This is a genomic window from Streptomyces sp. NBC_00038, assembly GCF_026343635.1.
Classification (GTDB): domain Bacteria; phylum Actinomycetota; class Actinomycetes; order Streptomycetales; family Streptomycetaceae; genus Streptomyces.
The window spans coordinates 3789346-3813331 of the sequence record NZ_JAPELQ010000001.1 but is presented as its reverse complement, the minus strand read 5'-3'; the positions used below and the strand labels follow the sequence as shown (position 1 = coordinate 3813331).

Here is a 23986-nt window from a genome sequence, read left to right as displayed (position 1 = left end):
GGGTCTCCCTAGGGCAGGGTGAAGGTGTTCGCGGAAGGGACTTGCGGTTCAGCGGGAGGTGTCGAAGACCTCGTCGCGGGTGGCCGCCAGGGCGCTCTCCAACGCGCCGCGCAGCACGGGGTGTTCGTGTACGTCGCCGATCACGAGGCGCGGCCGAGACGCGGCCAGCTCCTCCAGCTCGGCCTGGACCAGGGCGCGCAGCGGTTCGCCGCCCGCGGTGAGCGAGGCGCCGCTGAGCACGACGAGCTCGGGGTCGAGCACGGAGACCAGCGAGGCCAGACCGGTGGCGAGCCCGGTCGCGTACGTCTCCAGGAGCTGCCGGTGGGGGCCCTCGTCGTGGGAGGCGGCCTCCTTGACGAGGGCGGCGGCGGCCTCGGCGTACGGACCGCCGGGGACGGGCCGGATGCCCAGCTCGCGGGCCAGCTTGGGGATGGCCTGCGAACCGGCCAGCTCCTGGTAGCCACCGCTGTTGGCCTTGGTCACCTGGCGTACCAGCGGCGCGCCCGGCACCGGCAGGAAGCCGACCTCGCCCGCACCGCCGGTCCAGCCGCGGTGCAGTCGCCCGCCGAGGACGAGCGCGGCACCGAGGCCGCCCTCGTTCCACAGCAATACGAAGTCCTCGTGTCCTTGGGCGGCGCCCAGTCGCTGCTCGGCGATGGCGACGAGGTTGACGTCGTTCTCGTACTCGACCGGCATGGGTAGCGCGGCGGCGAGTTCGTCGAGGAGGCTGGGGGTGTGCCAGCCGGGAAGGTGCGAGGCGTACCGCAGCCGCCCGGTGTTGGGGTCGAAGGCGCCGGGCGTTCCGATGACGAGCCGGTGGATGTCGTCGCGGGCCAGCCCCGCCGCTTTGACCGCGCCGTCGAGGGCGTCGGTGACCTGGCGTACGACGGGCTCGGCGGGGCGCCGGCCGGGAGTGGGCAGCTCGTACTCGCCCACCGTCCGTCCGGTCACGTCCGCGACGGCGGCGAGGATGCGCTCGGGGGTGACGTCCAGGCCCGCCGCGTGGGCCGCGCCCGGATTGACCACGTACAGCTGCGCGTTGGGGCCCGGGCGCCCCTCGCTGGTTCCGGTGGCGAGTACCAGACCGGCCGCTTCGAGGCGGGCCAGGAGCTGTGAGGCGGTCGGCTTCGAAAGGCCGGTGAGTTTGCCGATCCTGGTCCGCGACAGCGGGCCGTGCGCGAGCAGCAGGTCCAGGGCGGCACGGTCGTTCATGGCGCGCAGGACGCGTGGGGTGCCCGGCGTACCGGCGGATCCTGCCATGTGTGCGACACCTGCCTCTCGACCGCCCAGCTTTTCAGTGATCACGGGCGGAAGTCCACCGCAAGATCACTGTTAGGAAAGTTTCCTATTCGGTGGGAGGAACCTAGAACGGCGGCCAAGGGGGCGTCAATAGAAACCGCCCCCGAGGCAACAGACTCGTTACCTGCGGGGGCGGTGAGGTGTGCGCCGAGACGCTTGCCGTTACTTCACGTCGCTACTTCACGTCGACGTAGTCACCGGCGGCGGACTTGGCGCCGGTCGTGGTCGTGCCCGCGAACTTGTAGCGGTAGTAGCCGTCGGCGGAGGCCTTGACGGTGGTGGAGAGGGCGCCGGACGTGCCGGACTTCACCGTCTTCACGTCCTTGTAGGTGGTGCTGCTCTTGGCCCGGAACTGGAGGGTCACCGACTGGCCGGTGTAGCCGGAGTACTTGCTGGTCTCCCAGTTGGCCCGGGTCAGGGCCCCCTTGACGGTGAGGGTGGCGCCCTTCTTCACCGGCTCGGGGGTGGCGTTGGTGGTGAGGTTGGCGGCGCGCTTGATCTGAGCGGTGCCGAGGCCGCCCCACGCGTCGAAGCCGTACTCGAAGCTGATGTGGCCGTCGGATTCGTCGCTGTCCTCGGCGACGTGGCCGTAGTAGCCGGCGGCCTTCCAGGTGGTCGCGTCCGCGGCCTCGTACAGGTAGTCGTACGGGTCGAGGGCGATCGTCTCCTTGCAGGACTCGGTCACCGTCGTGGCGGTCGTGGCGGTCGCGGTGCAGACGGGCGCCGCGTCGTTCTCGATCGAGTTCTCGGGCATCGAGAGCGAACCGCGGTAGAGCATGATGCCCGCGGCGTTGTTCTTGTAGTCGATCACGAGGTCGGCCGGGCGGGTCAGCGTGTACGTGACCGGGACCTTCACCGTGGCGGTGGTGCCGACGACGATCGCCTTGCCGCCGTTGACCACCACGCCGGAGAAGGAGAGGTCCGGAGTGGCGGCCGACGCGGTCGGCACAGCCAGGGCGGACAGAGCCAGAGCACCGCACACAGCGGTGCCTATGGCGAACTTGCGCATGGATTCCCCACATTCGAAGCGGGCCCCTGGGCGTTGAGCTCCAGAACAAGGGCCCGCTGTTGGGGGTGACAGTAGAGGGCCGCGGAGGTGACGGGAATGCGGGGGGTATGTGAAGAAGATTAATTTCGCGCCGGGCCGTCGACCTGGAATCGACCCGGCGCCGACCTCGTGTCGGCCTTGAACCTTCGGTGGAGCCGGAGCGAGTTCTACACGTGTCACGTGTTCATTACAATCAACAGATGCCCAGGTGGGGCGGATTCCCGGGCAGTTGGCGGGTGATTTGCCCTTTTGGGGAGGGTGGATTTGCTGCGCCTTCAGGCGTGCGGGATCCGCTGCGCGGCCGTCTTCACAGGTTCCTGTCCAATGATCCCGCCGCATGAGGGTGAACCGTTTGTCCTGGGGAGGCGACTCGTGAGGCTGTTGATGGCGTGCTGGCGCTCGGCCGCGGCACGGTGCACCCCGGTGATGTGCGTGAAGCTGGTCCTCGGCCTCTGGCAGGACGGCTTCACATGGGGAGCCGTGGGTGAGGACGTGGTCTCCAGCGTGCTGGTGTGGGGAGCCGTGAGTCTCGTATGGGCCGCCGTCGGGTGCCTGATGCTGGCGAAGCTGGCGCGCGGCGCCGGTGTGGAACTCTCCGTGCGGGCCCTGGACGAGAGGCAGATCCACTCGCTTCGTACGGTGGGCGCCTCCGACGGGTGGCAGGAGCGGGTCCGAGGTGAACTGACCGCGTCCGACCGGGCGTTCCTCGTCGCCGAGCGGGGCCGGGAGGAGCTCAGGTTCCGGTGGCGCCCCGGGCGCCTGGACCGGTCCGTCTGGGGATCGCTGGCCTTCGACGCGGACTCGGGGACCGCCCTTCTCGACATCCGGGACGGAGAGGGCAACTCGGGGGTGGCGGGACTGCGGAAGGGGGCTTCCTTCGTCGCGGTGTGCCAGATAGCGCGGGTTGTGGGGCTGGCCGGCATCGAGAAGGACGAGGCGCGAAAGCGCGGGGGCGGCTCGGCGATGGCGTCGGCCGGTGACAGAGGGGCGGATCACGGATGGTCTCCGACGGGATGAGGGAACTGGCCCGGGCCGAGGGCGAACTCCTGGCGCGGCGCCTGTACATGCCGTGGGTGCACGGAGTGGTCGCGGTGGTGGCCGGAGCCGGGGTGTGGGTGGTTCCGGACGCGTGGGTGCGGGCGGTGGCCTGTGCGGCGGTGCTGTTCACACCGGTCTGGGGTGTGGTGGTCGCCGGGCGGCTGGGGCGCGTCGCGTGGCTCCATGAGCTGCCCGAGGGAGAGGGCTCCCCGTTCGGGCCCAAGGCCCATGTCCGGGGCCTGCGTATCGCGTTCGCGCTGGCCGGCGGCATCGGCGTCGCGGTGACGGCGCTCGTGCCCGAGTCCTGGCTCCGCTGGGGTCTGCCCCTGCTGGCCGCGTGGGCGGTCGTCGAAGTCGTACGACGTTCCCGTGGGCCCCACCGCCGTGCTGACGAGCTCCGCGCTCTGGCGCTCGATGCCCCCTGGTACGAGGATTACCGGGCGCTCATCGAGGACCGGCGGCGAACACTTTCCACCGGCCCCGGCAGCGCGGGGTGAAGTAGAGGGGGAGCGCCACGTGTCGGGTGCCGCACGGGAAGTCGGAGCAGGAGCCGGAGCAGGAGCCGGAGCAGGAGCCGGAGCCGGTCACACGCCGTCCGTGTGGCAGCTCGCGAGGCGAAGGCCCCTGCTGTTCGCACTGTTCGAGACCGTCCTCACCGCGGGGTGCGCCTGGACGTGGTACGCGTTGGCGGCGCTGATCGGCCTGCAGAACCGGGCAGGGGAAGCAGGGGATCCCGAACTGACCTACCGACACCCCTTGTTCGTCCTCGCCTTCGTGGCGCTGGCCGGCCTTCCGGTCACCTGGGTCGCGCGCATCATCCCAAGTCAGCGGCTCCGGCGGGTTCTTGAGTGGGTGTCAGTGGTCCGGCTCGGGTTCTCGGTCCTCGTCTCGGTCGGGGCGGCGCTCCTGTTGGCGCTCGGGCGGTACTGATCCGTCCGGCGACGCGGCTTCTCCCCACGAAGTTCGTCATTCCCGTACAACCAAGGGGACTCGGAGTCCTACCCTGGTCGCTGTACGTATCTGACGCATCGGGGGATTCCGTGGCGACGTTCAACATCAATCATCAGAGCGGCAACATTCAGCAGGCCGACGTGATCCACAACCACGGTGGCGTGCCGGGCGAGCTGACGCAGACGCTGACCCGGCTCATCGAGGAGTTGCGGGCGCAGTCCACCCAGGGCGACGACCGTGCGGCCATGGCCGCGACCGAGCTCGTCGGAGCGCTGGAGGAGGCCTCGTCCCCCGAAGCGCGTCCGGGCCGTATCCACGCCGCGCTGACGAAGGCCGCGGAGCTGCTCGCCGGGGTCGCGACGGCGGCCGGGATCGTCGGCTCGCTCGAAGCGATCGCCGCCTCGTTGCCGCTCGGCTGACCTGACATGGCGGACTTCCGGATCGGCCGCCAGCAGGCCGACCTCATTCAGCAAGCGGACACCATCAACAACTTCGGCCCGCCGCAGGTGGATCACCGGGCGGCGGCCGGGGCGGCGCTCGATGCGCGTGAGTACGAGAGTGCGATCGCCCATCTGAAGCAGGTGCTCGAGACGGATCCAGGCGACGGCCTCGCCCGCTTCCGGCTGGTGGTCGCCGCGCTGCGCGGCTGCCACCCGGACCGCTACGGCGCGCGGCAGACCCAGGCGCTGACGGAGCGTCTGGTGCGGCTGGCCGCCGAGGATCCGGGCTGCCACCACGCCAAGGTGCTCGCGCTCGTCATCAACGACGCCCTGCTCGCGCGCGGCAGCGGTCGACCGGGGCAGCCGTCGGCCGACACCCGTCGGCTCGTCGCCCTCGTCGACCCGGCACGGGGCCGGGAGATCCTCGCGCACGTTCCCGTGCCGGACAGCCCGACATGGGTCCTGCTCGAACGCGCGCTGCGCGGCTGACACCGCGCTCGGGACTCTGCTCGACTCCCCGCTCGGCTCCCCCACTTGGAACTCTGCTCGACACCCCGCTCGCTCATCCCCGCTCGATCTTCAGGAGAACTCACGTGACCTATCCCACGCCTCCACCCACGCCTCCGGTGGCAGGCACGCGTGCACCGGCTCAGTGGATCGCCCGCTACTTCGTCGACCCGCCCAACCCGGCCGACCTGAAGGCCGCGCAGCTCAAGATGGCCTTCGGCGGCGGTGGACTCGTACTCGGAGTGGTGCTGCTCGCCGCCGGGGGAGGAGCCGCCGCCCTGGGCTTCGTCCTGCTGGTGGTCGGCTTCATCCTCGGAGTCAAGGGCTGGAACGCCAAGCGCGCGTACGACGCCGCGTACGCCCTGGCCATGCCGCGCCCCACCGACGCGGAGATCGACCAGATCATCGGCATGGACGCCCTCTCGATCGTGAACCGGTCGCTGCCCCAGCTCGGACTCACCACCGCAGACCTGGTGACGCCCCGCGGCGTCACCGGATCCGGCGGGGCGAGCTTCGACGACATCGTCGCCAACGCCGGGCCGCAGGGCGGACCGGGCGACAACCAAATGGTGGTCTGGGGCCCCGCGTTCCCGTGCAACAGCGCCTTCGGCGACGACGGCCGGATGCGGTACTCGAAGTACGAGTTCATGGTGCTCTGCCCGACCCACTACCTGCTGGCCATCTACCGCTGCGAGCTGGACCTGTACAGCGGTCAGCTGAAGTCGGAGCAGACGCACGAGTACCACTACCAGGACGTGGTCGCCGTGCGCACCGCGTCCGTGCCGCTGCACCGGGGCGGCATCACCATCCAGCCGAGGGCGTCGCAGAGGGAAGCCTTCGCGCGCTTCGACACCGTGCGGCAGATGCAGATCGTCGTGTCCAGCGGTGACCGCACCTCGGTCACCCTCCGGGTGTCGAGCGCCGCCGACGTCACCGTCGACTCGAACGACCCGCTGGACTTCCCGCAGGTACTCGAGCGGGTGCGCGCGACCCTTCGGGAGAAGAAGGGCGGCGTCCGCGCACCCGACGAGGATCTGCTCTGAGCCTTGCGGCTACTTCGTCACGTTCGGCGGTGACAGCGGCGAGGCCGCCTGGGACTGCGGGGACGTGGAGGAGGCGTAGGCGGACGGGGCCGCCATGCCGGCCGTCGGGTCGGCGGGCGCGGTCTCGTCCTCCGTCTGGGCCGGGAGGCCGCCGACGATGCGGATGTCGGCCGCGTCGAAGGCGCGCTTGATGCGCCAGCGGAGTTCGCGTTCGACGATCAGCGCCTTGCCGGGCATCGTCTTCGCCGAGACGCGGACGACCATCGAGTCGAGGAAGACGTTGTCGAGGCCGAGCACCTCGATCGGGCCCCACAGACGCTCGTTCCAGGGCTCGTCCTTGCTCATGGTCTCGCCGACCCGGCTGAGGACGGCCTGGACGTGCTCCAGGTCCTCCGAGGAACGGACCGTGACGTCGACACCGGCCGTGGCCCAGCCCTGGGAGAGGTTGCCGATGCGCTTGACCTCGCCGTTGCGGACGTACCAGATCTCGCCGTTGTCGCCCCGGAGCTTCGTCACACGGAGGCCGACCTCGACGACCTCGCCGGAGGCGACGCCCGCGTCGATCGTGTCGCCGACGCCGTACTGGTCCTCCAGGATCATGAAGACGCCGGAGAGGAAGTCCGTGACGAGGTTGCGGGCGCCGAAACCGATCGCCACGCCCGCGACACCCGCCGAGGCGAGGAGCGGCGCCAGGTTGATCTCGAAGGTGCCGAGGACCATCAGCGCGGCCGTGCCCATGATCACGAAGGACGCGACCGAGCGGAGCACCGAGCCGATGGCCTGGGAGCGCTGGCGGCGGCGTTCGACGTTCACCAGGAGGCCGCCGAGCGCGGTGCCGTCCACCGCCTGAGCGGTGGAGTTCATGTGCTCTATCAGCTTGCTGATCGCCCGCCGTACCGCCACTCTCAGCACGGCCGCGATCACCACGATCAGCAGGACCCGCAGGCCGATGCTGAGCCACGTCGACCAGTTCTGCTCGACCCAGCTCGCGGCGTTGGTCGCACTTTCCTGGGCGTCCTGAAGCGTTGCGGTCGCCGGGCTCGTCGACGTCGAGGACGGAGACGGGGAGGGCGACGGCGTGGCGGCGGCCACTAGGACGGGCAAGGACACAGCAGGTACCTCCAGGCGTAGCTGTCCGCCCGCGGCAGGGACACATGAGGGGCACCGATCGGGCAGAACCACCACACTAACGGGGCATTGTGTGTCGATCGTTGCCATGTCCAGGGGAGAGGCCGTACTCACCTGGGGATGAAGAGTGTGTGGTCGAAAACACTCCCAGCCCGTTACCGGGACATGGTGGCGCTTCCACCAGGCATTCGGGGACACTGGCCACAGATCGTCCCGGCGCGAGCCACGCGCCGCCGGCGTACAAGGAGGCATCCGTGCCGCACGTCCTGGTCCTCAACGCGTCGTACGAGCCGCTCGGCGTCGTACCGCTCCGCCGCGCGCTCGTCCTCGTCCTGGAGAACAAGGCTGTCAGCCTCGAGGAATCCGGCGCCTACATGCACAGCGCGACCGTTACTGTCCCCGCACCCAGCGTGGTCCGGCTGAAGAGGTTCGTACGGGTCCCTTATCGGGGGCCCGTTCCGCTCACCCGTCGCGCGCTCTTCGCCCGCGACGGCGGCCGGTGCATGTACTGCGGTGGCGTCGCAACCAGCGTCGACCACGTCATCCCGCGCTCCCGCGGAGGTCAGCACGCCTGGGAGAACGTGGTGGCGTCCTGCCGCCGCTGCAATCACACCAAGGCCGACCGTCACCTGGTCGAGATCGGCTGGCGCCTGCGCCATAAACCCGCCCCGCCATCGGGGCTCGCCTGGCGCATCATCGGAACCGGACATAGGGACCCGCGCTGGCTGCCTTACCTGCAGCCGTACGGCGCGGAGGACGCGATGGCCCGGATCGACGGCATTTCCGCCTGACGATCCGGGCCTTCGTCTTGCCTCGTTCCGGCTCCCCAGGAGGACCCCTGTACCTCCCGGGGAGCCGGCCGTTCATGCCGGCGCGCATCCCTGCACGCGGCTTGTGCGAAATGTCACGCGTTGCGCATCAGGCGTCACACATCACGTGTTGCGCATCACGCGTAGCGAAGCTCCGCAGGGTGGACGGAGCGGCGCAGCAGCGGCAGCGACGTGGCGGCGGCGAGCAGGCAGGCGGCGTACACGGCGACGGGGACCAGCAGCGGCAGCAGGGGGACCGATCCGTCGGCGGAGGCGAGTGCCGCGTACCAGACGCTGATCGCCATGCCCCCGGCCCCTGCCAGCGCGACCGCGGGGGCCAGCGGCAGGGCCGTTTCCAGGAGCAGGGCCCGGCCGAGCACGGCCCGAGGCACCCCAGCGGCGGTCTGCGCGGCCAGCCCGCGGCGGCGGGTGGCCAGTGACTCGGCGGTGCCGACGGCGAGGCCGAAGAGGGTGATCGCCAGGCCGACCAGGATCGCGGCGCCCGCCAGATTGACGCCCGTTGTGTAGAAGGACATGTCCCAGGCCATCATCTTGGGGCCGCGCGCCCGGAGTGTGCCGAGGAGCACCTGCCGGACACCGACGAAGCCGGTTCCCACCACGGTCACCATCAGGACGGCCGCGTGGGTGCGGGCGGCGGCCCACGGGTCGTCGCGCAGGCGCTCGGCGGCGATGAGTGTCGCCGGGTCTCCGGTGCGGGCCGCGAGCAGCCGTCCGGTGAGGCGGGCGGCGGCGCCGGTCACCCAGACGGCGCCCACGCCGGTGACGATCACCACGCCGAAGACCAGTGCCGGCGCCGTGCCGAACCCGCCGAAAGTGGACGGGGCCATGAGAAGCCCCACGAGCAGCATCACCAGCGCCACCCCCAGGAACGCGGCGCCAGGCCCGCCGCCCGTACCCGGCCGCACCCGCCGCACCCGGCCCAGCGGCGAGGCGACCACACGCCGCAGCGCGAGCGTGCTCACCAGCGCGCCCAGCAGGGGCACGGCCACCGCCGTCACCGCGAACCCCGCCCAGACGGCGGCCGGCGGACGCTGCCACTCGACGAGCAGGAGCAGCCCGGAGAAGACGGTGGCGACCGCCGAACCCACGAGACACGCGAGCCCCGCCTCCAGCGCGGCGATCCGCCGTACCTGGGCGGGGGAGGCCCCGGCCAGGCGCAGCCCGGCCAGCCGCCGGTCGCGGTGTACGGCACCGATCCGGGCGCACTGCCCGAGGAAGCCGAGCACCGGGACGAGCAGGAGGAGCAGCGTGAGGACCACGCCGGAGCGCTCGCCGGGCCGGTCGAGCAGACCGTTGCCGATGGACACGTGGTACTGCCCCCGCAGCGAGGCGACGGCGATCGCGGCCAGGCCGAAGCCGGTGGCGAGCCCCGCCCCCACGGCCGTGAGCGTGACCCGCCACCACTCCCGCCGGTCGGAACCGCGGGTCAGCAGCAGCGCGAGCCTGAGATCGGTCCTCACGGAGACACCTCCACGGACGCGTCGGCCTCGGAGCCGACTGCGGGGCCGCCTTCGGAGCTGTCGGTCGCGTTGCCGACCACAACCCCGTCCCGCAGCGCGACCTCCCGATCCGCGTACGCCGCCACCTGCGCATCATGCGTGATCAGCAGCACCGCCGCACCGGACTCGCGGGCCGTGTGCACCAGCGCGGTCATCACCTGCTCCCCGGCGAGGGAGTCCAGCGCGCCGGTCGGCTCGTCCGCGAAGACGATCCTCGGGCCGGTCACGAGGGCCCGCGCGAGCGACACCCGCTGAGCCTGGCCGCCGCTCATCTCACCGGGCCGCAGCGCCTCCTGCCCGCGTACGCCGAACCGCTCGAGCCACTCGCCCGCCCGCTCCTGGGCCGTCGTACGCGCGGTGCCCGCGAGCAGCAGCGGCAGCGCCACGTTGTCGAGCGCGGTCAGCTCGGGGATCAGCTGACCGAACTGGAACACCACCCCGAAGTCGGTGCGCCGCAGCTCGCTGAGCCGGCTCTCAGGGAGGCGGTCGAGGCGCTCGCCGGCGTAGTGCACCGTGCCCTCGTCCGGGCGGACGATGCCGGAGAGGCAGTGCAGCAGCGTGGACTTGCCGCTGCCGCTGGCCCCGGAGACGGCCAGGATCTCGCCCGCGCGCAGGTCCACCGAGGCGCCGCGCAGCGCGCGGGAGGCCCCGTGCGCCTTGAACAGGCCCCTGGCTGCCAGGAGTGGGTTGCTCATGCTGCGTCGACCTCCGCGGTCAGAGTGGTGAGCCGGGCCGCCGTCGTGGTCATCCAACGGAGGTCGGCGTCAAGGTGGTTGAGGGCGTAGTCGGCCGAGAGGACGGTCGCGAGACCCGCGCCGGGCGCGGTCTTCAGCGAGGTGAGCTCACGCATCCGTGCCATGTGCGCGGCGCGCTGCGCCTCCAGATAGCCGGCCGGATCCGCCGAGGCGAGGATCGCGACGACGACCTTGGCGAAGATCTCGTTGGTCACGAAGGGCGCGGGCGGCGTGATCTCCCCTGCCCAGTGGGCCAGTTCGCGCGATCCGTCGTCGGTCGAGCGGTACAGCGTCCGCTCCGGACCGCCGTCCGAGCCGGTCCCCTCGACCTCGGCGAGACCGTCGCGGACCAACCGCTGCAAGGTTGTGTAGACCTGCCCGTAGGCCAACGGGCGGGCCCCGGGGAAGCGTTCGTCGTGGCGTCGCTTGAGGTCGTACCCATGACTGGGCCCTCCGGCGAGCAGCCCCAGCAAGATGTGGCGGGTGCTCATGCGGAGCATTATGCACTCGATATATGTACTGAGTGAATAGTGGGCGCGAGGGAAATGCGGGAGGGGCCCGGCGGGCGGCGGCGACGAGAGTGGCCGAAACGCCTTGTTTGCACCAATCTGGAGAGGTTGCTCGGGAACGGAACGTGACCACTACCACGTTGTTCGTCCGTGTACGTCTGCCGTCGCGCCCGCTGGGTAGGGCTGCGGTAACCCGCTTCCAGCCGTACGACGACAAGGAGGCCCTCGTGGCCGCATCGGCACACCTTCTGCTCTCGGCCCTCTCCAAACGTGTGCCCGAAGACCCGCATCTGTGCGTCTTCAGCGCGGAGACCGCCTGCGCCGAGACCCCGCTGACCAGCGAACCCCCTCTCCCCGACGCCGAGCCGCTGACCAGCGAGCCGCCGCTGGCCGACGCGGCGCACCTGACCAGCGAGCCCACCTCCACCGGCGCCGCGTCGGGGGTCTAGATGGCACCTCGCCGTCCCGCGGACACTCCCTCGACGCCGCTGTCCCGGCTCGCCGGACTGCACGGCGTCGCCACCTCCTACAGCCCGTCCCAGGACCGTACGGTCGCGTCCTCGGACGCCGCGGTCGTCGCGGCCCTGGCGGCGCTCGGCGTCGACGCGAGCACGCCGGAGGCCATCGGCGCCGCCCTCGCGTCCCGGGAGGCCGAGACGCGGGACCGGCTGCTGCCGCCGACCGTGGTCTGCTGGGGCGGCCGACTGCCCGAGGAACTGGCCGGACTGCCCGACGGCACCCGCGTCCGCATCGACACCGAACAGGGCGAGACCCGCGCATCCGCCGAGCAACTCCCGCCCGGCGTCCACGCGTTGCACGTCACCGCCCCCGACGGCCGCACCGCCGGCGCCCACCTCGTCGTCGCCCCCGCCCGCCTGCCGTCACCGCCCGGACGCACCTACGGACTCCTCGTCCAGCTGTACTCCCTCCTCTCCCGCCACTCCTGGGGCATGGGCGACCTGGGCGACCTCGCCGAACTCACCGCCTGGGCGGGCCGTGCGCTCGGCGCCGGATTCGTACAGGTCAACCCGTTGCACGCGGCCGTGCCCGGCGCCCCCACCGACCCCTCCCCGTACCGGCCCTCCTCCCGCCGCTTCCCCGATCCGGTGCATCTGCGGGTCGAGGACATCCCCGAGTTCGGTCACGTCGAGGACCGCGACCGGCTGCGTACGCTCCTTGAAGGCGCCGCGCGGCTGCGTGAATCCGTGCTGGGCAAAGGCGAGTTGATCGACCGCGACGCCGTGTGGGAGCTCAAGCGCGAGGCGCTGGAACTGGTGCGCGAGGTGCCGCTCGGACCCGGGCGGCGGGCCGCGTACGTCGACTTCCTCGCCGAGGAGGGCGAGGCTCTGGAGGACCACGCCACCTGGTGCGCGCTCGCCGAGGTGTACGGCTCCCAGTGGCGGCAGTGGCCCGTCGGCCTGCGCGACCCCCACTCCGCCGAAACCGCCCGCGCCCGGGGCGAGTTGATGGACCGCGTCGACTTCCACAGCCGCCTCGCCTGGCTCACCGACGCCCAACTCGCCACCGCCCAGCGCTCCGCACGCGACGCGGGCATGGCCGTAGGACTCGTGCACGACCTCGCCGTCGGGGTGCATCCGGACGGGGCCGACGCCTGGGCCCAGCAGGAGTACTTCGCGGCGGGCATGTCGGTCGGCGCGCCCCCGGACGCCTTCAACGCACGCGGCCAGGACTGGGGCCTGCCGCCCTGGAGACCCGACCGCCTGGCCGAGTCCGGCTACGCCCCGTACCGCCGCCTCCTGCGTGCCCTCTTCCGGTACGCGGGCGCCCTGCGTATCGACCACGTCATGGGCCTGTTCCGGCTCTGGTGGATTCCACAGGGACAGCCGCCCACGGAAGGGACGTACGTCCGCTACGACGCCGAGGCGATGCTCGCGATACTCGCCCTGGAGGCCTCGCGCGCCGGGGCGCTGGTGATCGGCGAGGACCTCGGCACCGTAGAACCCGGTGTGCGCGAGACGCTGCACGAGCGCGGGGTGCTCGGCACCTCCGTGCTGTGGTTCGAACGGGACTGGGACGGCGACGGACTGCCCCTTCCCCCCGAACGCTGGCGGGCCGACTGCCTGGCCACCGCCACCACCCACGATCTCCCGTCCACCGCCGCCCGGCTCACCGGCGAACACGTCGAACTCCGCGACCGGCTCGGCCTGTTGACGGGCACCTTGGAGGAGGAGCGGGCCGCCGCGGCCGCGGAGACGGGGGAGTGGCTGGCGCTGCTGGCCCGGCTCGGACTGCTGCAGGGCGCGACCGGCGGGCTCTCCGCGGTCTCGGAGGAGGCCGAGATCCAGGCCGTGCACCGGTTCCTGCTGCGCACCCCGGCCCGGATGATCGGGGTCTGGCTTCCGGACACGGTCGGCGACCGCCGCCCGCAGAACCTGCCCGGCACCTGGGACCAGTACCCGAACTGGCGGCTGCCCATCGCCGATGCGGAGGGCCGGCCGGTGACACTGGAGGAGTTGGCGGCCTCGCCCCGGCTGCACGCGTTGATCGATGTGCTGCGGGTGCGCGGGTGAGGCGGCGGGGGCGCGGGCGGGGATCGCCGGGACCTCCGTACGGCACCCCCGGGCGCGCGGCCCACTCGGGCGTTCGCTACGTTGGCACCGTGGACAAGAAGAACGCCCTGCGCGCCGGCGCCCTGGCTGCCGGTACGACGCTGATGATGCTGCTCATGACGTCTCCCGCGCTCGCGCTCACCCGCGACGACGGTGACGACCCCGGCACGGGACTGAGTGTGATCGACACGCTGGGTCTGTTCGTGTTGACGCCGCTCGTGCTGTTCGGGGTCATCGCGGGCCTCGTGATGGTTCTCGACAAGTCCGACAAGAACCTGGGCCAGCAGAAGCAGAGCTAGGCCGGAGCCGGGCTAGAGCTGGGCCGGGCCACGCCGCTGCGGCTTTCAGCCTTCTCCGTCCCCGTCTTTGTCCCCATCTCCGTCTTCGTTTCCGTCGAGGGAGTCCGCGTACCCGGTAGGGTCCGCGGACTCCCTCGACGTGTTTCCGGCGGGCCCCTACGGATTCGGCGCCGTCAGATACCGCTGCACCGTCGGCCCCAGCCACACCACGATCTCCTCGCGGGACAGCGCGACGGCCGGCGGGAACCGCAGGACGTAACGGGCGAGCGCCAGCCCGAGCAGCTGTGAGGCGCAGAGCGCGGCCCGTGTCGGCGCCTGCTCGGGATCGGGGCAGGCACGCAGCGCGACCGGCGCGAGCTGGTCCCTGAAGATCCCCTGCATCCGCTCGGCGCCTGCCTCATTGGTGACGCCGACCCGGAGCATGGCCGTGAGCACCTCGTTCTGCTCCCAGAGGTCGAGGAAGTGGCTCACCAGGACGCGGCCCACGTCGTGCGGATCCATTTCCTGCGGATCGGGCAGCCGCAGATCGACGTCGAGGACGGCGGCGAACAGCCCTTCCTTCGAGCCGTAGTAGCGCATCACCATCGACGGATCGATCCGCGCGTCCTTGGCGATGGCGCGGATCGTGGCGCGCTCGTAGCCGTCGGCCGCGAAGCGCTCGCGGGCGGCCGTGAGGATCGCGGTGCGGGTGGTGTCGGAGCGGCGGGGCGAGCTTGCGGGGTGTTCCTTCACTGCCATGCCAACAACCGTAGGCCAACGATCGTTGACCGTCCAGTGAGTGCCGTTCTCCATTGGTCAACGCTTGTTGGCCAACGGCTGTTGACACCCTTGCGAGCACCGCTCTATGTTGGCAAACAAGCGTTGGCCAACAAACGTTGACCAACAAGCGTTGGCATCAGGAGGTCGCCATGAACGGCAAGACCCGCACCACCGCTTCCACGGAGCCCACCGCTGCCGCCGAGCCCGCCGGGCCTCGCGGGGTCATCGTCGTCGGCTCCGGTCCCACCGGCCTCCTGCTGGCCGGCGACCTCGCCACCGCCCACGTCCCCGTCACCCTCGTCGAGAAGCGCCCGCAGAAGATCAGCAACCTCTCCCGCGCCTTCGCCCTGCACGCCCGCACCCTGGAGCAGCTCGACGCCCGCGGCCTCGCCGACGACCTGGAGTCCAAGGGGCGGCCGCTGGACCGTATCCGGCTCTTCGGAGGGCTCAGCATCTCGTTCGAGACCCTTCCCTCCCGGTTCAACCACCTCCTCGTCATCCCGCAGTACGAGGTGGAGAAGGTGCTGCGGCGGTGGGCGGAGGAGGCCGGGGTGCGGTTCGTGTACGAGACCGAGGTGACCGGGCTGAGCCAGGACGCGGACGGGGTGAACCTCGAAGTGCGGGGCGCGGACGGGGAGTCGGAAGTGCTGCGGGCCGCGTACGTCGTGGGCACGGACGGGATGCGCAGTGCCGTCCGTGAGGCGATCGGGCTGCCGTTCCCCGGCAAGTCGGTCATCCGGTCCGTGGTCCTCGCGGACGTGCTGCTCGACGAGCAGCCGGAGAACCTCCTGACCGTCAACACCGCCGGTGACGTCTTCGCCTTCATCGCACCCTTCGGCGACGGCTACTACCGGGTGATCGGCTGGCACCGCGGCCGCGACGTCGCCGACACCGAGCCGCTCGAACTCGACGAGGTCAAGGAGATCGCCCGGCTCGCCCTCGGCCGCGACTACGGCATGCGCGACGCCCGCTGGATGTCCCGTTTCCACAGCGACGAGCGCCAGGCGCCCGCGTACCGGGTGGGCCGGGTCTTCCTCGCAGGGGACGCCGCGCACGTGCACACCCCGGCCGGCGGCCAGGGCATGAACACCGGCCTCCAGGATGCGGCGAACCTCGGCTGGAAACTGGCGTCGGTCCTCAACGGCCATGCGGACAGCGGCCTGTTGGACACCTACCAGGCCGAGCGCCACCCCGTCGGCAAGGCGGTGCTGCGCAGCAGTGGCGGCATGGTGCGGCTCGCCATGGCCAAGCGCCCCTGGACACTGGCGCTCCGCGCCGCCCTCACCACGGTCCTCAACCACGTCGGCCCCGCCCGCCGCAAGGCGGTCGGCCAGCTCACGGGCATCGGGTACGCGTACGGGGCGCCGCGCGGCGCCCACGCCCTCGTCGGTACGCGCGTACCGGACGTCGCCCTGGGGAGCGGCCGTCTCTACGAGGCGCTGCGCGGCGGCCGGTTCGTCCTGGTGGTGCCGGGGGCGGACGCGCGGTCGTACGGGGCCGGGGGCGAGGTCGTGAACGGGGCTGGAGCCGGAGAGCGCGAGGGCCGCAAGGGACGCCTCGCTGTGGAGAGTTGGGCGAGTGACCGGCGTACGACCCTACTGGTGCGGCCCGACGGATACGTGGCCTGGGCCGCGGAATCGCCGGACGCGGAGGCGGTCGAGGCGGCGCTCGCGGCCGCACTTGGCGGCTGAACCGTCGGGCGCTGTCGGTGTCGGCTCAGGTACCGGTTCAGGTACCGGTTCAGGTACCGGTTCAGGTACCGGCTTCGGTTCCGGTGAGCAACTCGCGCAACAGGTCGGCCAGTTGGACGGCCTGTTCCTCGTTCAGGGCCGACAGTGCCTCCGTCTGGACAGCGAGCCCCGCCCCGACGGCCTCGTCGATCAGCCGCAGGCCCTCGTCCGTGAGCGTCACCTGGAGACCACGCCGGTCGTGCGGATCGGGTGAGCGGCGCAGCAGTCCCGCGCGCTCCAGTTTGTCCAGGCGGCCGGTCATCCCGCCGGTGGTGAGCATGAGCGTGGCCGAGAGCTGCCGGGGCGAGAGCGTGTACGGGGCGTCCGAGCGGCGCAGGGTCGCCAGTACGTCGAACTCGCCGCGTGCGATGCCGAAGCGCGCGTACGCCTTCTCCATGCGGTCGCCCATCGTGCGGGAGAGCCGGTAGATCCGCCCGAAGACCTCCATCGCGGCGGTGTCCAGGTCCGGCCGCACCGAGGCCCACTGTTCGATGATCGCGTCGACGGGGTCCTTGGGCGTGTTCATGGGGTGAGTATCCGTCGGGGGCCGGTCGGTCGCAAGAAAGTAGCTTGGTGGAAAGTTGCTTAGCTGAAAGTGGATTGATGGAAAGTGACTTGCTGGAAAGTAGCTTAGAGATAAGCTACTTTCATGACCGCAACCCGTCCCGCCGTCCCCACCCTCCTCATAGCCCTCACCGCACTCGCCCCCATCTCCTGGGGCAGTACCTACGCCGTCACCACCGAGTTCCTGCCGGCCGACCGGCCGCTGTTCACGGGGCTGATGCGGGCGCTGCCCGCCGGACTGCTGCTCCTCGCGCTGGCCCGGGTGCTGCCGCGCGGCGTCTGGTGGGGGAAGGCGGCGGTGCTGGGCGCGCTGAACATCGGCGCGTTCTTCCCGCTGCTGTTCCTCTCCGCGTACCGGCTGCCGGGCGGTATGGCGGCGGTCGTCGGCTCGATCGGGCCGCTGTTCGTCGCGGGCCTCTCGGCGGTGCTGCTCGGCGACCGCCCGACCCTCCGTACCCTCCTCACCGGTATCGCCGCCGCCCTCGGTGTCAGCCTCGTCGTGCTGCAGTCGGCGGGCGCGCTCGACCTGGTGGGCGTGCTCGCGGCGCTCGCCTCGACCGCGTCGATGTCCACCGGCACCGTGCTCACCAAGCGGTGGGGGCGGCCGGACGGGGTCGGCCCACTGGCGCTCACCGCCTGGCAGTTGACGGCCGGCGGGCTGCTGATCGCGCCGGTCGCCCTCTTCGTCGAGGGCGCGCCGCCCGCGCTGGACGGCCGGGCGGTCGGCGGCTACCTGTACCTCGCGCTGGCGAACACGGCGGTCGCGTACTGGCTCTGGTTCCGCGGCATCGGCAGGCTCACCGCCACACAGGTGACCTTCCTCGGCCCGCTCTCGCCGCTGACCGCGGCCGTGATCGGCTGGGCGGCGCTCGGGCAGGCGCTGACTCCGGTGCAACTGGCGGGCATGGCGGTGGCGTTCGGGGCGACGGTGTTCGGTCAGCTGAGGCCGCGCATGCCACGTACGCCGCGCACGCCCCGTACGGACGTCGAATCGTTCAGTTCTACTGAAGGGAATGCTCGAAAAGATTCGATGGACGTGACAGTTCCTGCCTTGCGACGGTAGTCGGGACGCTCCACCGACCACCGAGAGGCAAGGGATACATGTGGCAGTCCTGGACCGGACGCGTACGCACAGTCCGAGCGGCGGCGCGGTGGGAAAAGGGACCGCCGGTCTCGTCCTCGCCGTCGTCGCCACGGTCGTCTGGTCCGGCAGCTTCGTCGCCGCCCGTGCCCTGCACGACAGCGTGCCGCCCGTGCAACAGGCGTTCTGGCGCTGGGTGATCGCGCTGGTGGCGGTCGCCCCGTTCGCGGCGCGTGAGGCCTGGCGGCAGCGGGCGCTCCTACGGCGCCACCTTCGCTTCGTCCTCCTGGCCGCCCTCCTCGGCGTCACCGTCTACAACACCCTGGTCAACCAGGCGGGCGTCTCCACCTCCGCGGGCAACATGGGCATGATCATGGCCGCGTCGCCAGTCCTGATGGCGGTGTACGAACGGGTCGGCGGTGTACGTCTGGGAGCGCGCCGTGTCGCAGGGATGCTGATCGCCTGCGTGGGCGTCGTGCTCCTGGTCGGCAAGGGCTCGCTGTCGATCACGGACTTCACGACGGGCGACCTCTGGATGATCGCGGCGGCGACCTGCTTCGCGTCGTACAGCGCGCTGCTGCGCCGCAGGCCCGCCGAACTCACCGGTCTCACCTTCCTGTTCGCGAGCTTCGCCCTGGGCACGGCGATGCTGGTCCCGGCGTACGCGATGAGCGTGAGCGCGGAGGGAACCTTCACCCCCACCCCTGCGACCGTCGGCCCCCTCCTCTACGTGGGGGTCGCCTCCTCCGCCGTCGCCTTCTTCGCCTGGAACAAGGCGATCTCCCTGATCGGCGCGGCCCGTGCCGGAGCGGTCTACTACCTCCAGCCGGTGTGCGTCGCGGCCCTGTCGTACGCCGTCCTGGGCGAGCGGACGACGATGACGCAGCTGCTCTGCATGGCCCTGATCCTCGGCGGAGTCGTCCTCGGCGCCGCGCGCGGGACCCGCTGACCGGCTGTGGATAGGTTGCGGCCATGGCCGAGTATGACAGCTCCGACCGCGATGACAGCTACGAGAGCTACGACAGACGTGACAGGTACGACCGGTGGGACATCAAGAAGCTGCGGATCCTGCGGACTCTGCGGGAGTGCGGGACCGTCACCGCGACCGCGGAGGCGCTGGTGCTCACGCCCTCGGCCGTGTCGCAGCAGCTGACGAATCTCGCGAAGCAGCTCGGGGTGCCGTTGCTGGAGGCGACTGGGCGGCGGGTGCGGCTCACCGGCGCGGCGGAGCTCGTGCTGCGGCACGCGGAGGCGGTCTTCGAGCAACTGGAGCGGGCGGACGCGGAGTTGGCCGCTTTTGTGCAGGGCGAGGCCGGGGAGGTGCGGGTGGGCGCCTTCTCGACCGCCGTGCCCGCGCTGGTCGTACCCGCCGTACGGGCGCTGGGCGAGGCGCATCCGGGGATCACCGTGCAGGTGCGGGAGGCCGAGGCGGCTCAGGCGTACGAACTGCTCGGCGCGGGCTCGGTGGACCTCGCGCTGTCGCTGGCCGCGCAGGCGCCGTCCGCGGCGGATCCGCGGTTCACGCGGGTGCCGTTGCTCGCCGACCCGCTCGATCTGGCCCTGCCGCGAGCTCATCCGCTCGCGTCGGCGCCGGCCGTGCGGCTCGCCGACTTCGCCGCCGAACCGTGGATCTTCGGCGGCAGCGGGCCGTGGTCGGAGATCACCCGGGCGGCGTGCGAGGCCGCCGGGTTCAGCCCCCACCAGGGGCACTCCGCGGCCGGGTGGACGGCCATCCTGGCCATGGTCGAGGCGGGGATGGGCGTCGCCCTGGTGCCTCGGATGGCTTCCGTACGCCGGGACGGCGTCGTCATGCGCGAACTGGCCGCCGACCGTCCGCACCGGCACGTGGTCGCCGCGGTGCGCCGGGGCAGCGAGGACGCGCCCGCCGTGCGCCACGTACTCGAAGCCCTGCGGGACGCGGCCGCGCGACCGGCGACTGCCTGACGCTTCCCGTCTGCCTCGCGGCGCCATGCACGCACTCGTGCGACGTGAGGCCGCGAGGCCATTCACGGGCTCTCGCCGCTTGGCGCTGCGAGGTGATGTACGGGCTCTTGCCACCTGGCGCTGCGAGGCCATGCGTGGGCATCCGCCGCTTGACGTCGCGACGCCGGTCTCCGGGGCGACCACGCCGCGATGCCGTGCGCGGGCTCGTGCCACTTGGCGCTGCGAGGTGATGTACGGGCTCTTGCCACCTGGCGCTGCGAGGCCATGCATGGGCATCCGCCACTTGACGCCGCGACGCCGGCCTCCGTGGCGACCACGCCGCGACGCTGTGCACGGGCTCGTGCCACTTGACGCTGCGAGGCCGTGCACTGGGCTCTCGCCACCTGGCGCCGCGAGGCCATGCATGGGCACCCGCCGCTTGACGCCGCGACGCCGGCCTCCGGGGCGCGACCACGCCGCGAAGCCGCCCCCGAGTAACGACGGGAATCGTCCGACAGGCCCTGGCCCGCTGACTCGGAGCGGTCGGTCGGGCATGCTGCTTGGGTGGGCAGTATGGACGACGACGCTTCGGTGGCACGGTTCTACGATCAGTTCGCGGCCGACTATCACCTCATCTTCGCCGACTGGGACGCGAGTATGGCCCGGCAGGGCGAGGCCCTGGACGCGATGGTTCGTGCGCGGCTCGGTGCGGGGCCCGTGTCGGTGCTGGACTGCTCCTGCGGGATCGGGACCCAGGCGATCGCGCTCGCCCGGCGCGGTCACCGGGTCACGGGTTCCGACCTCAGCCAGGTCGCGGTCGGCCGTGCGGTGCGCGAGGCGGCTCTCCGAGGGCTCCAACTGCCCGCGGCGGCGGCCGACATGAGGCACCTGCCTTTCGCCGACGCCGTGTTCGACGTCGTCGTCTGTGCCGACAACGCCCTGCCCCACCTGCTCACCGAGGAGGACGTACGCGTGGCGCTCGCCGAGATGCGCCGAGTCCTCCGTGACGGTGGACTGCTGATCCTCAGCACCCGCCCGTACGACGACATCCTGAGGTCCCGGCCCGTCTCGACCCCTCCGCAGCTCGCGCGGACGCCGGACGGCCGAGCCGTCACCTTCCAGCTCTGGGACTGGCACGAGGACGGCGAACGCTACGACCTGGAGCTCTTCCAGCTCCTTCCGGACGGCGACGACTGGCACGTCAAGGTCCGGCGCACCACCTACTGGGCACTCACCCGGGACCGGCTGAACGGCCTCGTCACCGAGGCGGGCTTCACCGGGCCCGAGTGGGCGGCGCCGGAAGCCAGCGGGTTCTTCCAGCCGGTGCTCACCGCGCGCAAACGATGAGTACCGGGGTCGCACCCGGTCATTCACGGCGCCGGTTGCGCCACCAAGTGCGGGCCCAGAGCAGGTGGATCCCGCCGAGCGCGACGACGACAGCCGTGGCGTCCAGGCGCTCGGCGGTGGAGTGGCCGGGGCCCAGGCGGGCCGCCGCGCGGGTGAAGAGCGTGATGTCCGCGGGCAGGGTGACGGTGGCGAGGAACGCGAGACACAGTGCGGTGCCCACGACGAGCACCACGCTGTACGCACGCACCGCCCGCCGTTCGTTGGCGGGGAGTTCGCGGCTGGGGTCGCCCGCGGATCCCGTCGCGGATTCCTTGCGGCGCAGGACGCGCCGGGCCGCGTACTTCGCGTACGCCACCCCGTCCCCGTACAGATCGCGGCAGCGCGTCACGTCCTGCAGGACGAAGTACAGGTCCGTGCGCATGAAGACCATGAACTGGAAGGGGAGCGGGAGCAGCGCGAGGAGGGCGAGGGCAGCGAGGGCGCGTCGCGGGGTGCCGTCCGTGGCGCCCGCGCCGAGGGCGGCCAGCGCGGAGACCGTCAGATTGGTCGCGATCCCGGCGAGATACGCGGTCAACCGGTGCCGCCGCGGGGCGAGTTCGATCCCGCTGATGTCCGTCTGCATGACCAGGAACTGGAGCCGCGTGCCGAGCCGCATCCGGCCGGCCACACCGGTCGCCCGAGCCGCGAGGAGATGGGCGCACTCGTGCAGTAGCAACAGCGTCCAGCCCGCGCCCGCGCCGAGCGCGATCACCGCGCTGCCGTGCGCGCTCCAGAGGAGGGTGCGGTAGTCGAGGGGCACGGGCGGGCAGGTGAGCAGGGCCGTCGCGATCAGCAGGGCGATCAGTGCCGGGACGACGGGACTCAGCACCCAGCGCACCTGCGGGGGCCGTATCCAGGCGAACGTCGGCTTCGGCGGCGCGGGCTGCGGCACTTCACGTCCGTCCAGCTCGGCGACGAACCCGAGGGCCAGCAGGGCCGCCACGAAATCCGGTACGTCGATGTCCTCGCCGGTCTCCTCCCGCAACCGTTCCCCGACCTCGGCGGCGCTCAGCCCCTGCCCGAGCAGATCGAGCGCCTGCTTCCCGACCTCGGGCAGCGCGACGAACTCGCCCGTCGCCATCCGGCCCACGATCCATTCGGCGCCGTCGGGACGGGAGTTGAGATCGTGGAGGCGTACGCGGGTGGCGGCGCCCGGGGACGGCGGGCGATGTCCCGTATCGGTCGGTGCGGAGGGTTCCGCGCCGGCCCCGGCGGTCACTCGCGCTCCCCGCAGGCCGGGCAGTCCGTGTGCCGGGGGGTTCTCTGGAGCACCGGATCGCCCGGGAGCATCAGGTTCATTCCGAAGCGGACGCCGGGTTCCAGTGCCGGGACGCCGGTCAGCAGGGCGAGGGCCGCGTGGGCGAGGAGGCCGCCGGAGAGACCGGCGGTGACCGCGGTCGCCGGGTTCCAGGGCATCCGGGGGGACGCGACCTCCGGGTCCTGGCCCGGCCCGAGGCGCAGATCGCGCCGGGCTGCCTCGCCGGCCCGCAGACACTCCCAGCAGGCGCCCCGGCCGGGCACGTAGGCGCCCGCGGTCACCAGGGGGCCGCGGTACCCCGCGTCGACCCAGGGGAGACCGGCCGCCAGACAGACCCGGTTCGCCCAGCGGCGGATGTCGTCGGGGTGGTCGGCGGCGAGGACGAGGAGGTCGTACGGGGCGGTGGGCGCGGCTCCGTCCAAAGGGTCCACGGGTTCCACCAGGTCCACGGGCCGTACCAGCTCCGCCAAGTCCTCCTGCCCCCGCACCTCCCGCCGCTCCCCGGTGACCGTCACATCCGAGTTCAGCGCCCGCAGTGTGGCCACCGCGGCCTCCACCTTCGGGTGGCCGATGTCCGGCTCCCGGAAGAGGGGCTGGCGGTTGAGGTTGGACAGTTCCACCACGTCGGGGTCCACGCAGTGGAGGTGGCCGACGCCGGAGGCGACGAGGCTCTGCGCGGCGTAGCCTCCCGTGCCGCCGACGCCGATCAGCAGCACGCGGGCCTCGCGCAGCCGGAGTTGGGCGTCCCATGGGCTGGTCCGGGGGCCGAGGTCCATCCAGCGCAGCAGGGGCACGCCTCGGCTGTAGCGGACCTGTTCCCGCTCGGAAACCGGCACGGCTGCCCCCGCGTCGTCCACGAACCCGGCGGCGAGCAGATCCGCCATCGCCTGACGGGCGTCGTCGCCGGTGAGGCCGGGGTGCGCCCGCACCACCTCGCCGACCACCTCCGAGGGCCCGCGCGTTCCGTCCATCGCCTCGACCAGTGTCCAGACCCAGCCCTGCGGGTCCGCGATCTCGGCGCCGATGCCGTGGATGACGCTGCCGATACGGACGTTGCCGTCGACGGTCCGGTACGCCCGGTGCTCGGGCTTGATCCGGGGCCTGCTGAGCACCTCGACCGCCGTCGTCACGGTGACCCCTTCCCTTTGCAGGAGCATGCCTTGACACTCTCGTCCCCCGAGTCGAGTCTTGACAAGACGCCATCAGGGAACGCATCCCGACGCTCAACACCCTTACGTGGGAAAGGAGTTGGCGTGCCTACGAAGATCGTGATCCGCCCGTTGGACAAGAAGGAGACCACGGGTGACAGCAGCGGCGGCAACGGCGGCTGAGCAACGCCTGTGTGTGCACAGTCGGTTGAACAGACGAGAGGAGTCACCATGCCCACCAA

The 23986-nt window shown here is 71.6% G+C and carries 25 protein-coding genes; 15 read left to right on the top strand and 10 right to left on the bottom strand.

Translation table 11 applies throughout. From position 1 onward, the window contains the following. Positions 1–48 precede the first annotated feature (48 nt). The gene (locus OG219_RS17305; RefSeq protein WP_266827546.1) at positions 49–1260 is read right to left on the bottom strand and encodes an ROK family transcriptional regulator; all 1212 of its coding nucleotides are present in this window, start codon (positions 1258–1260) and stop codon (positions 49–51) included. A gap of 214 nt (positions 1261–1474) precedes the next feature. Then, positions 1475–2308, bottom strand: coding sequence for a hypothetical protein (locus OG219_RS17300; protein WP_266827544.1), 834 nt, complete (start codon positions 2306–2308; stop codon positions 1475–1477). Positions 2309–2719: 411 nt separating this feature from the next. On the opposite strand from OG219_RS17300, the gene OG219_RS17295 reads away from it, so the two are divergent. From OG219_RS17295 to OG219_RS17270, 6 genes are all read left to right on the top strand, one after another. Further along, positions 2720–3364 (top strand): hypothetical protein, encoded by a 645-nt coding sequence (locus OG219_RS17295; RefSeq protein ID WP_266827542.1) that lies wholly within the window; start codon positions 2720–2722, stop codon positions 3362–3364. After that, positions 3346–3882, top strand: a complete 537-nt coding sequence (locus tag OG219_RS17290) for a hypothetical protein (RefSeq protein WP_266827540.1) — start codon at positions 3346–3348, stop codon at positions 3880–3882. The genes OG219_RS17295 and OG219_RS17290 overlap by 19 nt, the downstream gene beginning before the upstream one ends. A 100-nt stretch (positions 3883–3982) precedes the next feature. Continuing rightward, a complete protein-coding gene (locus OG219_RS17285) occupies positions 3983–4315 on the top strand; it encodes a hypothetical protein (RefSeq protein WP_266827538.1) in 333 nt (110 codons plus the stop codon). A 110-nt stretch (positions 4316–4425) separates the two neighbouring features. Continuing rightward, complete coding sequence (locus OG219_RS17280) at positions 4426–4755, top strand: hypothetical protein (RefSeq protein ID WP_266827536.1); 330 nt, start codon at positions 4426–4428, stop codon at positions 4753–4755. A gap of 6 nt (positions 4756–4761) precedes the next feature. Beyond that, positions 4762–5265: a hypothetical protein gene (locus tag OG219_RS17275; RefSeq protein WP_266827534.1), complete on the top strand. Its 504-nt coding sequence runs from the start codon at positions 4762–4764 to the stop codon at positions 5263–5265. A 104-nt stretch (positions 5266–5369) separates the two neighbouring features. Continuing rightward, entirely contained in the window at positions 5370–6326 is a 957-nt protein-coding gene (locus OG219_RS17270; protein ID WP_266827532.1) for a hypothetical protein, read from the top strand. Positions 6327–6335: 9 nt separating this feature from the next. On the opposite strand, the gene OG219_RS17265 is transcribed toward OG219_RS17270, so the two are convergent. Continuing rightward, positions 6336–7436 carry a mechanosensitive ion channel family protein gene (locus OG219_RS17265; protein WP_266827530.1) on the bottom strand — a complete coding sequence of 367 codons (1101 nt, stop codon included), beginning with the start codon at positions 7434–7436 and terminating at the stop codon, positions 6336–6338. 272 nt (positions 7437–7708) lie between these two features. Between OG219_RS17265 and OG219_RS17260 the strand changes: the two genes are divergently transcribed. Next, on the top strand, positions 7709–8245 hold the full coding sequence (locus tag OG219_RS17260) for an HNH endonuclease (protein WP_266827528.1): 537 nt from the start codon (positions 7709–7711) through the stop codon (positions 8243–8245). Between the two features lie 155 nt (positions 8246–8400). Here OG219_RS17260 and OG219_RS17255 read toward each other — a convergent pair whose 3' ends face one another. From OG219_RS17255 to OG219_RS17245, 3 genes are read right to left on the bottom strand one after another with little or no spacing between them, the layout of a single operon-like run. Continuing rightward, the gene (locus OG219_RS17255) at positions 8401–9744 is read right to left on the bottom strand and encodes an ABC transporter permease (RefSeq protein WP_266827526.1); all 1344 of its coding nucleotides are present in this window, start codon (positions 9742–9744) and stop codon (positions 8401–8403) included. Then, a complete protein-coding gene (locus tag OG219_RS17250) occupies positions 9741–10478 on the bottom strand; it encodes an ABC transporter ATP-binding protein (protein WP_266827524.1) in 738 nt (245 codons plus the stop codon). Before OG219_RS17250 ends, OG219_RS17255 begins: the two co-directional genes overlap by 4 nt. Continuing rightward, complete coding sequence (locus OG219_RS17245; protein WP_266827522.1) at positions 10475–11008, bottom strand: PadR family transcriptional regulator; 534 nt, start codon at positions 11006–11008, stop codon at positions 10475–10477. The genes OG219_RS17250 and OG219_RS17245 overlap by 4 nt, the downstream gene beginning before the upstream one ends. Before the next feature lie 245 nt (positions 11009–11253). Between OG219_RS17245 and OG219_RS17240 the strand changes: the two genes are divergently transcribed. The 3 genes from OG219_RS17240 to OG219_RS17230 all read left to right on the top strand — a co-directional run bounded on the left by OG219_RS17240 (position 11254) and on the right by OG219_RS17230 (position 13895). Then, positions 11254–11475, top strand: a complete 222-nt coding sequence (locus OG219_RS17240) for a hypothetical protein (protein WP_266836124.1) — start codon at positions 11254–11256, stop codon at positions 11473–11475. Next, positions 11476–13557, top strand: a complete 2082-nt coding sequence (malQ, locus tag OG219_RS17235; protein ID WP_266827520.1) for a 4-alpha-glucanotransferase — start codon at positions 11476–11478, stop codon at positions 13555–13557. A gap of 89 nt (positions 13558–13646) precedes the next feature. After that, positions 13647–13895 carry a hypothetical protein gene (locus tag OG219_RS17230; RefSeq protein WP_266827518.1) on the top strand — a complete coding sequence of 83 codons (249 nt, stop codon included), beginning with the start codon at positions 13647–13649 and terminating at the stop codon, positions 13893–13895. 156 nt (positions 13896–14051) lie between these two features. On the opposite strand, the gene OG219_RS17225 is transcribed toward OG219_RS17230, so the two are convergent. After that, on the bottom strand, positions 14052–14633 hold the full coding sequence (locus tag OG219_RS17225) for a TetR family transcriptional regulator (protein WP_266827516.1): 582 nt from the start codon (positions 14631–14633) through the stop codon (positions 14052–14054). Between the two features lie 170 nt (positions 14634–14803). On the opposite strand from OG219_RS17225, the gene OG219_RS17220 reads away from it, so the two are divergent. Then, positions 14804–16345: an FAD-dependent monooxygenase gene (locus OG219_RS17220; RefSeq protein WP_266827514.1), complete on the top strand. Its 1542-nt coding sequence runs from the start codon at positions 14804–14806 to the stop codon at positions 16343–16345. A 61-nt stretch (positions 16346–16406) separates the two neighbouring features. Here the strand turns inward: OG219_RS17220 and OG219_RS17215 are convergent, their stop codons facing one another. Beyond that, positions 16407–16910, bottom strand: a complete 504-nt coding sequence (locus OG219_RS17215; protein ID WP_266827512.1) for a MarR family winged helix-turn-helix transcriptional regulator — start codon at positions 16908–16910, stop codon at positions 16407–16409. 123 nt (positions 16911–17033) lie between these two features. On the opposite strand from OG219_RS17215, the gene OG219_RS17210 reads away from it, so the two are divergent. From OG219_RS17210 to OG219_RS17195, 4 genes are all read left to right on the top strand, one after another. After that, on the top strand, positions 17034–18011 hold the full coding sequence (locus OG219_RS17210) for an EamA family transporter (RefSeq protein ID WP_266827510.1): 978 nt from the start codon (positions 17034–17036) through the stop codon (positions 18009–18011). A gap of 49 nt (positions 18012–18060) precedes the next feature. After that, on the top strand, positions 18061–18978 hold the full coding sequence (locus tag OG219_RS17205) for a DMT family transporter (protein ID WP_266836123.1): 918 nt from the start codon (positions 18061–18063) through the stop codon (positions 18976–18978). Between the two features lie 23 nt (positions 18979–19001). Then, a complete protein-coding gene (locus OG219_RS17200) occupies positions 19002–19973 on the top strand; it encodes a LysR family transcriptional regulator (protein WP_266827508.1) in 972 nt (323 codons plus the stop codon). A gap of 552 nt (positions 19974–20525) precedes the next feature. Continuing rightward, on the top strand, positions 20526–21299 hold the full coding sequence (locus OG219_RS17195; RefSeq protein WP_266836122.1) for a class I SAM-dependent methyltransferase: 774 nt from the start codon (positions 20526–20528) through the stop codon (positions 21297–21299). Positions 21300–21318: 19 nt separating this feature from the next. Here the strand turns inward: OG219_RS17195 and OG219_RS17190 are convergent, their stop codons facing one another. Both OG219_RS17190 and OG219_RS17185 read right to left on the bottom strand, forming a co-directional pair. Further along, complete coding sequence (locus tag OG219_RS17190) at positions 21319–22557, bottom strand: hypothetical protein (protein WP_266827506.1); 1239 nt, start codon at positions 22555–22557, stop codon at positions 21319–21321. After that, positions 22554–23690 carry a ThiF family adenylyltransferase gene (locus OG219_RS17185; protein WP_266836121.1) on the bottom strand — a complete coding sequence of 379 codons (1137 nt, stop codon included), beginning with the start codon at positions 23688–23690 and terminating at the stop codon, positions 22554–22556. The genes OG219_RS17190 and OG219_RS17185 overlap by 4 nt, the downstream gene beginning before the upstream one ends. Between the last annotated feature and the right edge of the window lie 296 nt (positions 23691–23986).

What these genes read in the sequence shown, in the direction of transcription:
- OG219_RS17305 (WP_266827546.1), bottom strand. Translation starts at nt 1,260, where the DNA reads ATGGCAGGATCCGCCGGTACGCCGGGCACCCCACGCGTCCTGCGCGCC.
- OG219_RS17300 (WP_266827544.1), bottom strand. Translation starts at nt 2,308, where the DNA reads ATGCGCAAGTTCGCCATAGGCACCGCTGTGTGCGGTGCTCTGGCTCTG.
- OG219_RS17290 (WP_266827540.1), top strand. Translation starts at nt 3,346, where the DNA reads ATGGTCTCCGACGGGATGAGGGAACTGGCCCGGGCCGAGGGCGAACTC.
- OG219_RS17275 (WP_266827534.1), top strand. Translation starts at nt 4,762, where the DNA reads ATGGCGGACTTCCGGATCGGCCGCCAGCAGGCCGACCTCATTCAGCAA.
- OG219_RS17250 (WP_266827524.1), bottom strand. Translation starts at nt 10,478, where the DNA reads ATGAGCAACCCACTCCTGGCAGCCAGGGGCCTGTTCAAGGCGCACGGG.
- OG219_RS17245 (WP_266827522.1), bottom strand. Translation starts at nt 11,008, where the DNA reads ATGAGCACCCGCCACATCTTGCTGGGGCTGCTCGCCGGAGGGCCCAGT.
- malQ (WP_266827520.1), top strand. Translation starts at nt 11,476, where the DNA reads ATGGCACCTCGCCGTCCCGCGGACACTCCCTCGACGCCGCTGTCCCGG.
- OG219_RS17225 (WP_266827516.1), bottom strand. Translation starts at nt 14,633, where the DNA reads ATGGCAGTGAAGGAACACCCCGCAAGCTCGCCCCGCCGCTCCGACACC.
- OG219_RS17220 (WP_266827514.1), top strand. Translation starts at nt 14,804, where the DNA reads ATGAACGGCAAGACCCGCACCACCGCTTCCACGGAGCCCACCGCTGCC.
- OG219_RS17215 (WP_266827512.1), bottom strand. Translation starts at nt 16,910, where the DNA reads ATGAACACGCCCAAGGACCCCGTCGACGCGATCATCGAACAGTGGGCC.
- OG219_RS17210 (WP_266827510.1), top strand. Translation starts at nt 17,034, where the DNA reads ATGACCGCAACCCGTCCCGCCGTCCCCACCCTCCTCATAGCCCTCACC.
- OG219_RS17200 (WP_266827508.1), top strand. Translation starts at nt 19,002, where the DNA reads ATGGCCGAGTATGACAGCTCCGACCGCGATGACAGCTACGAGAGCTAC.
- OG219_RS17195 (WP_266836122.1), top strand. Translation starts at nt 20,526, where the DNA reads ATGGACGACGACGCTTCGGTGGCACGGTTCTACGATCAGTTCGCGGCC.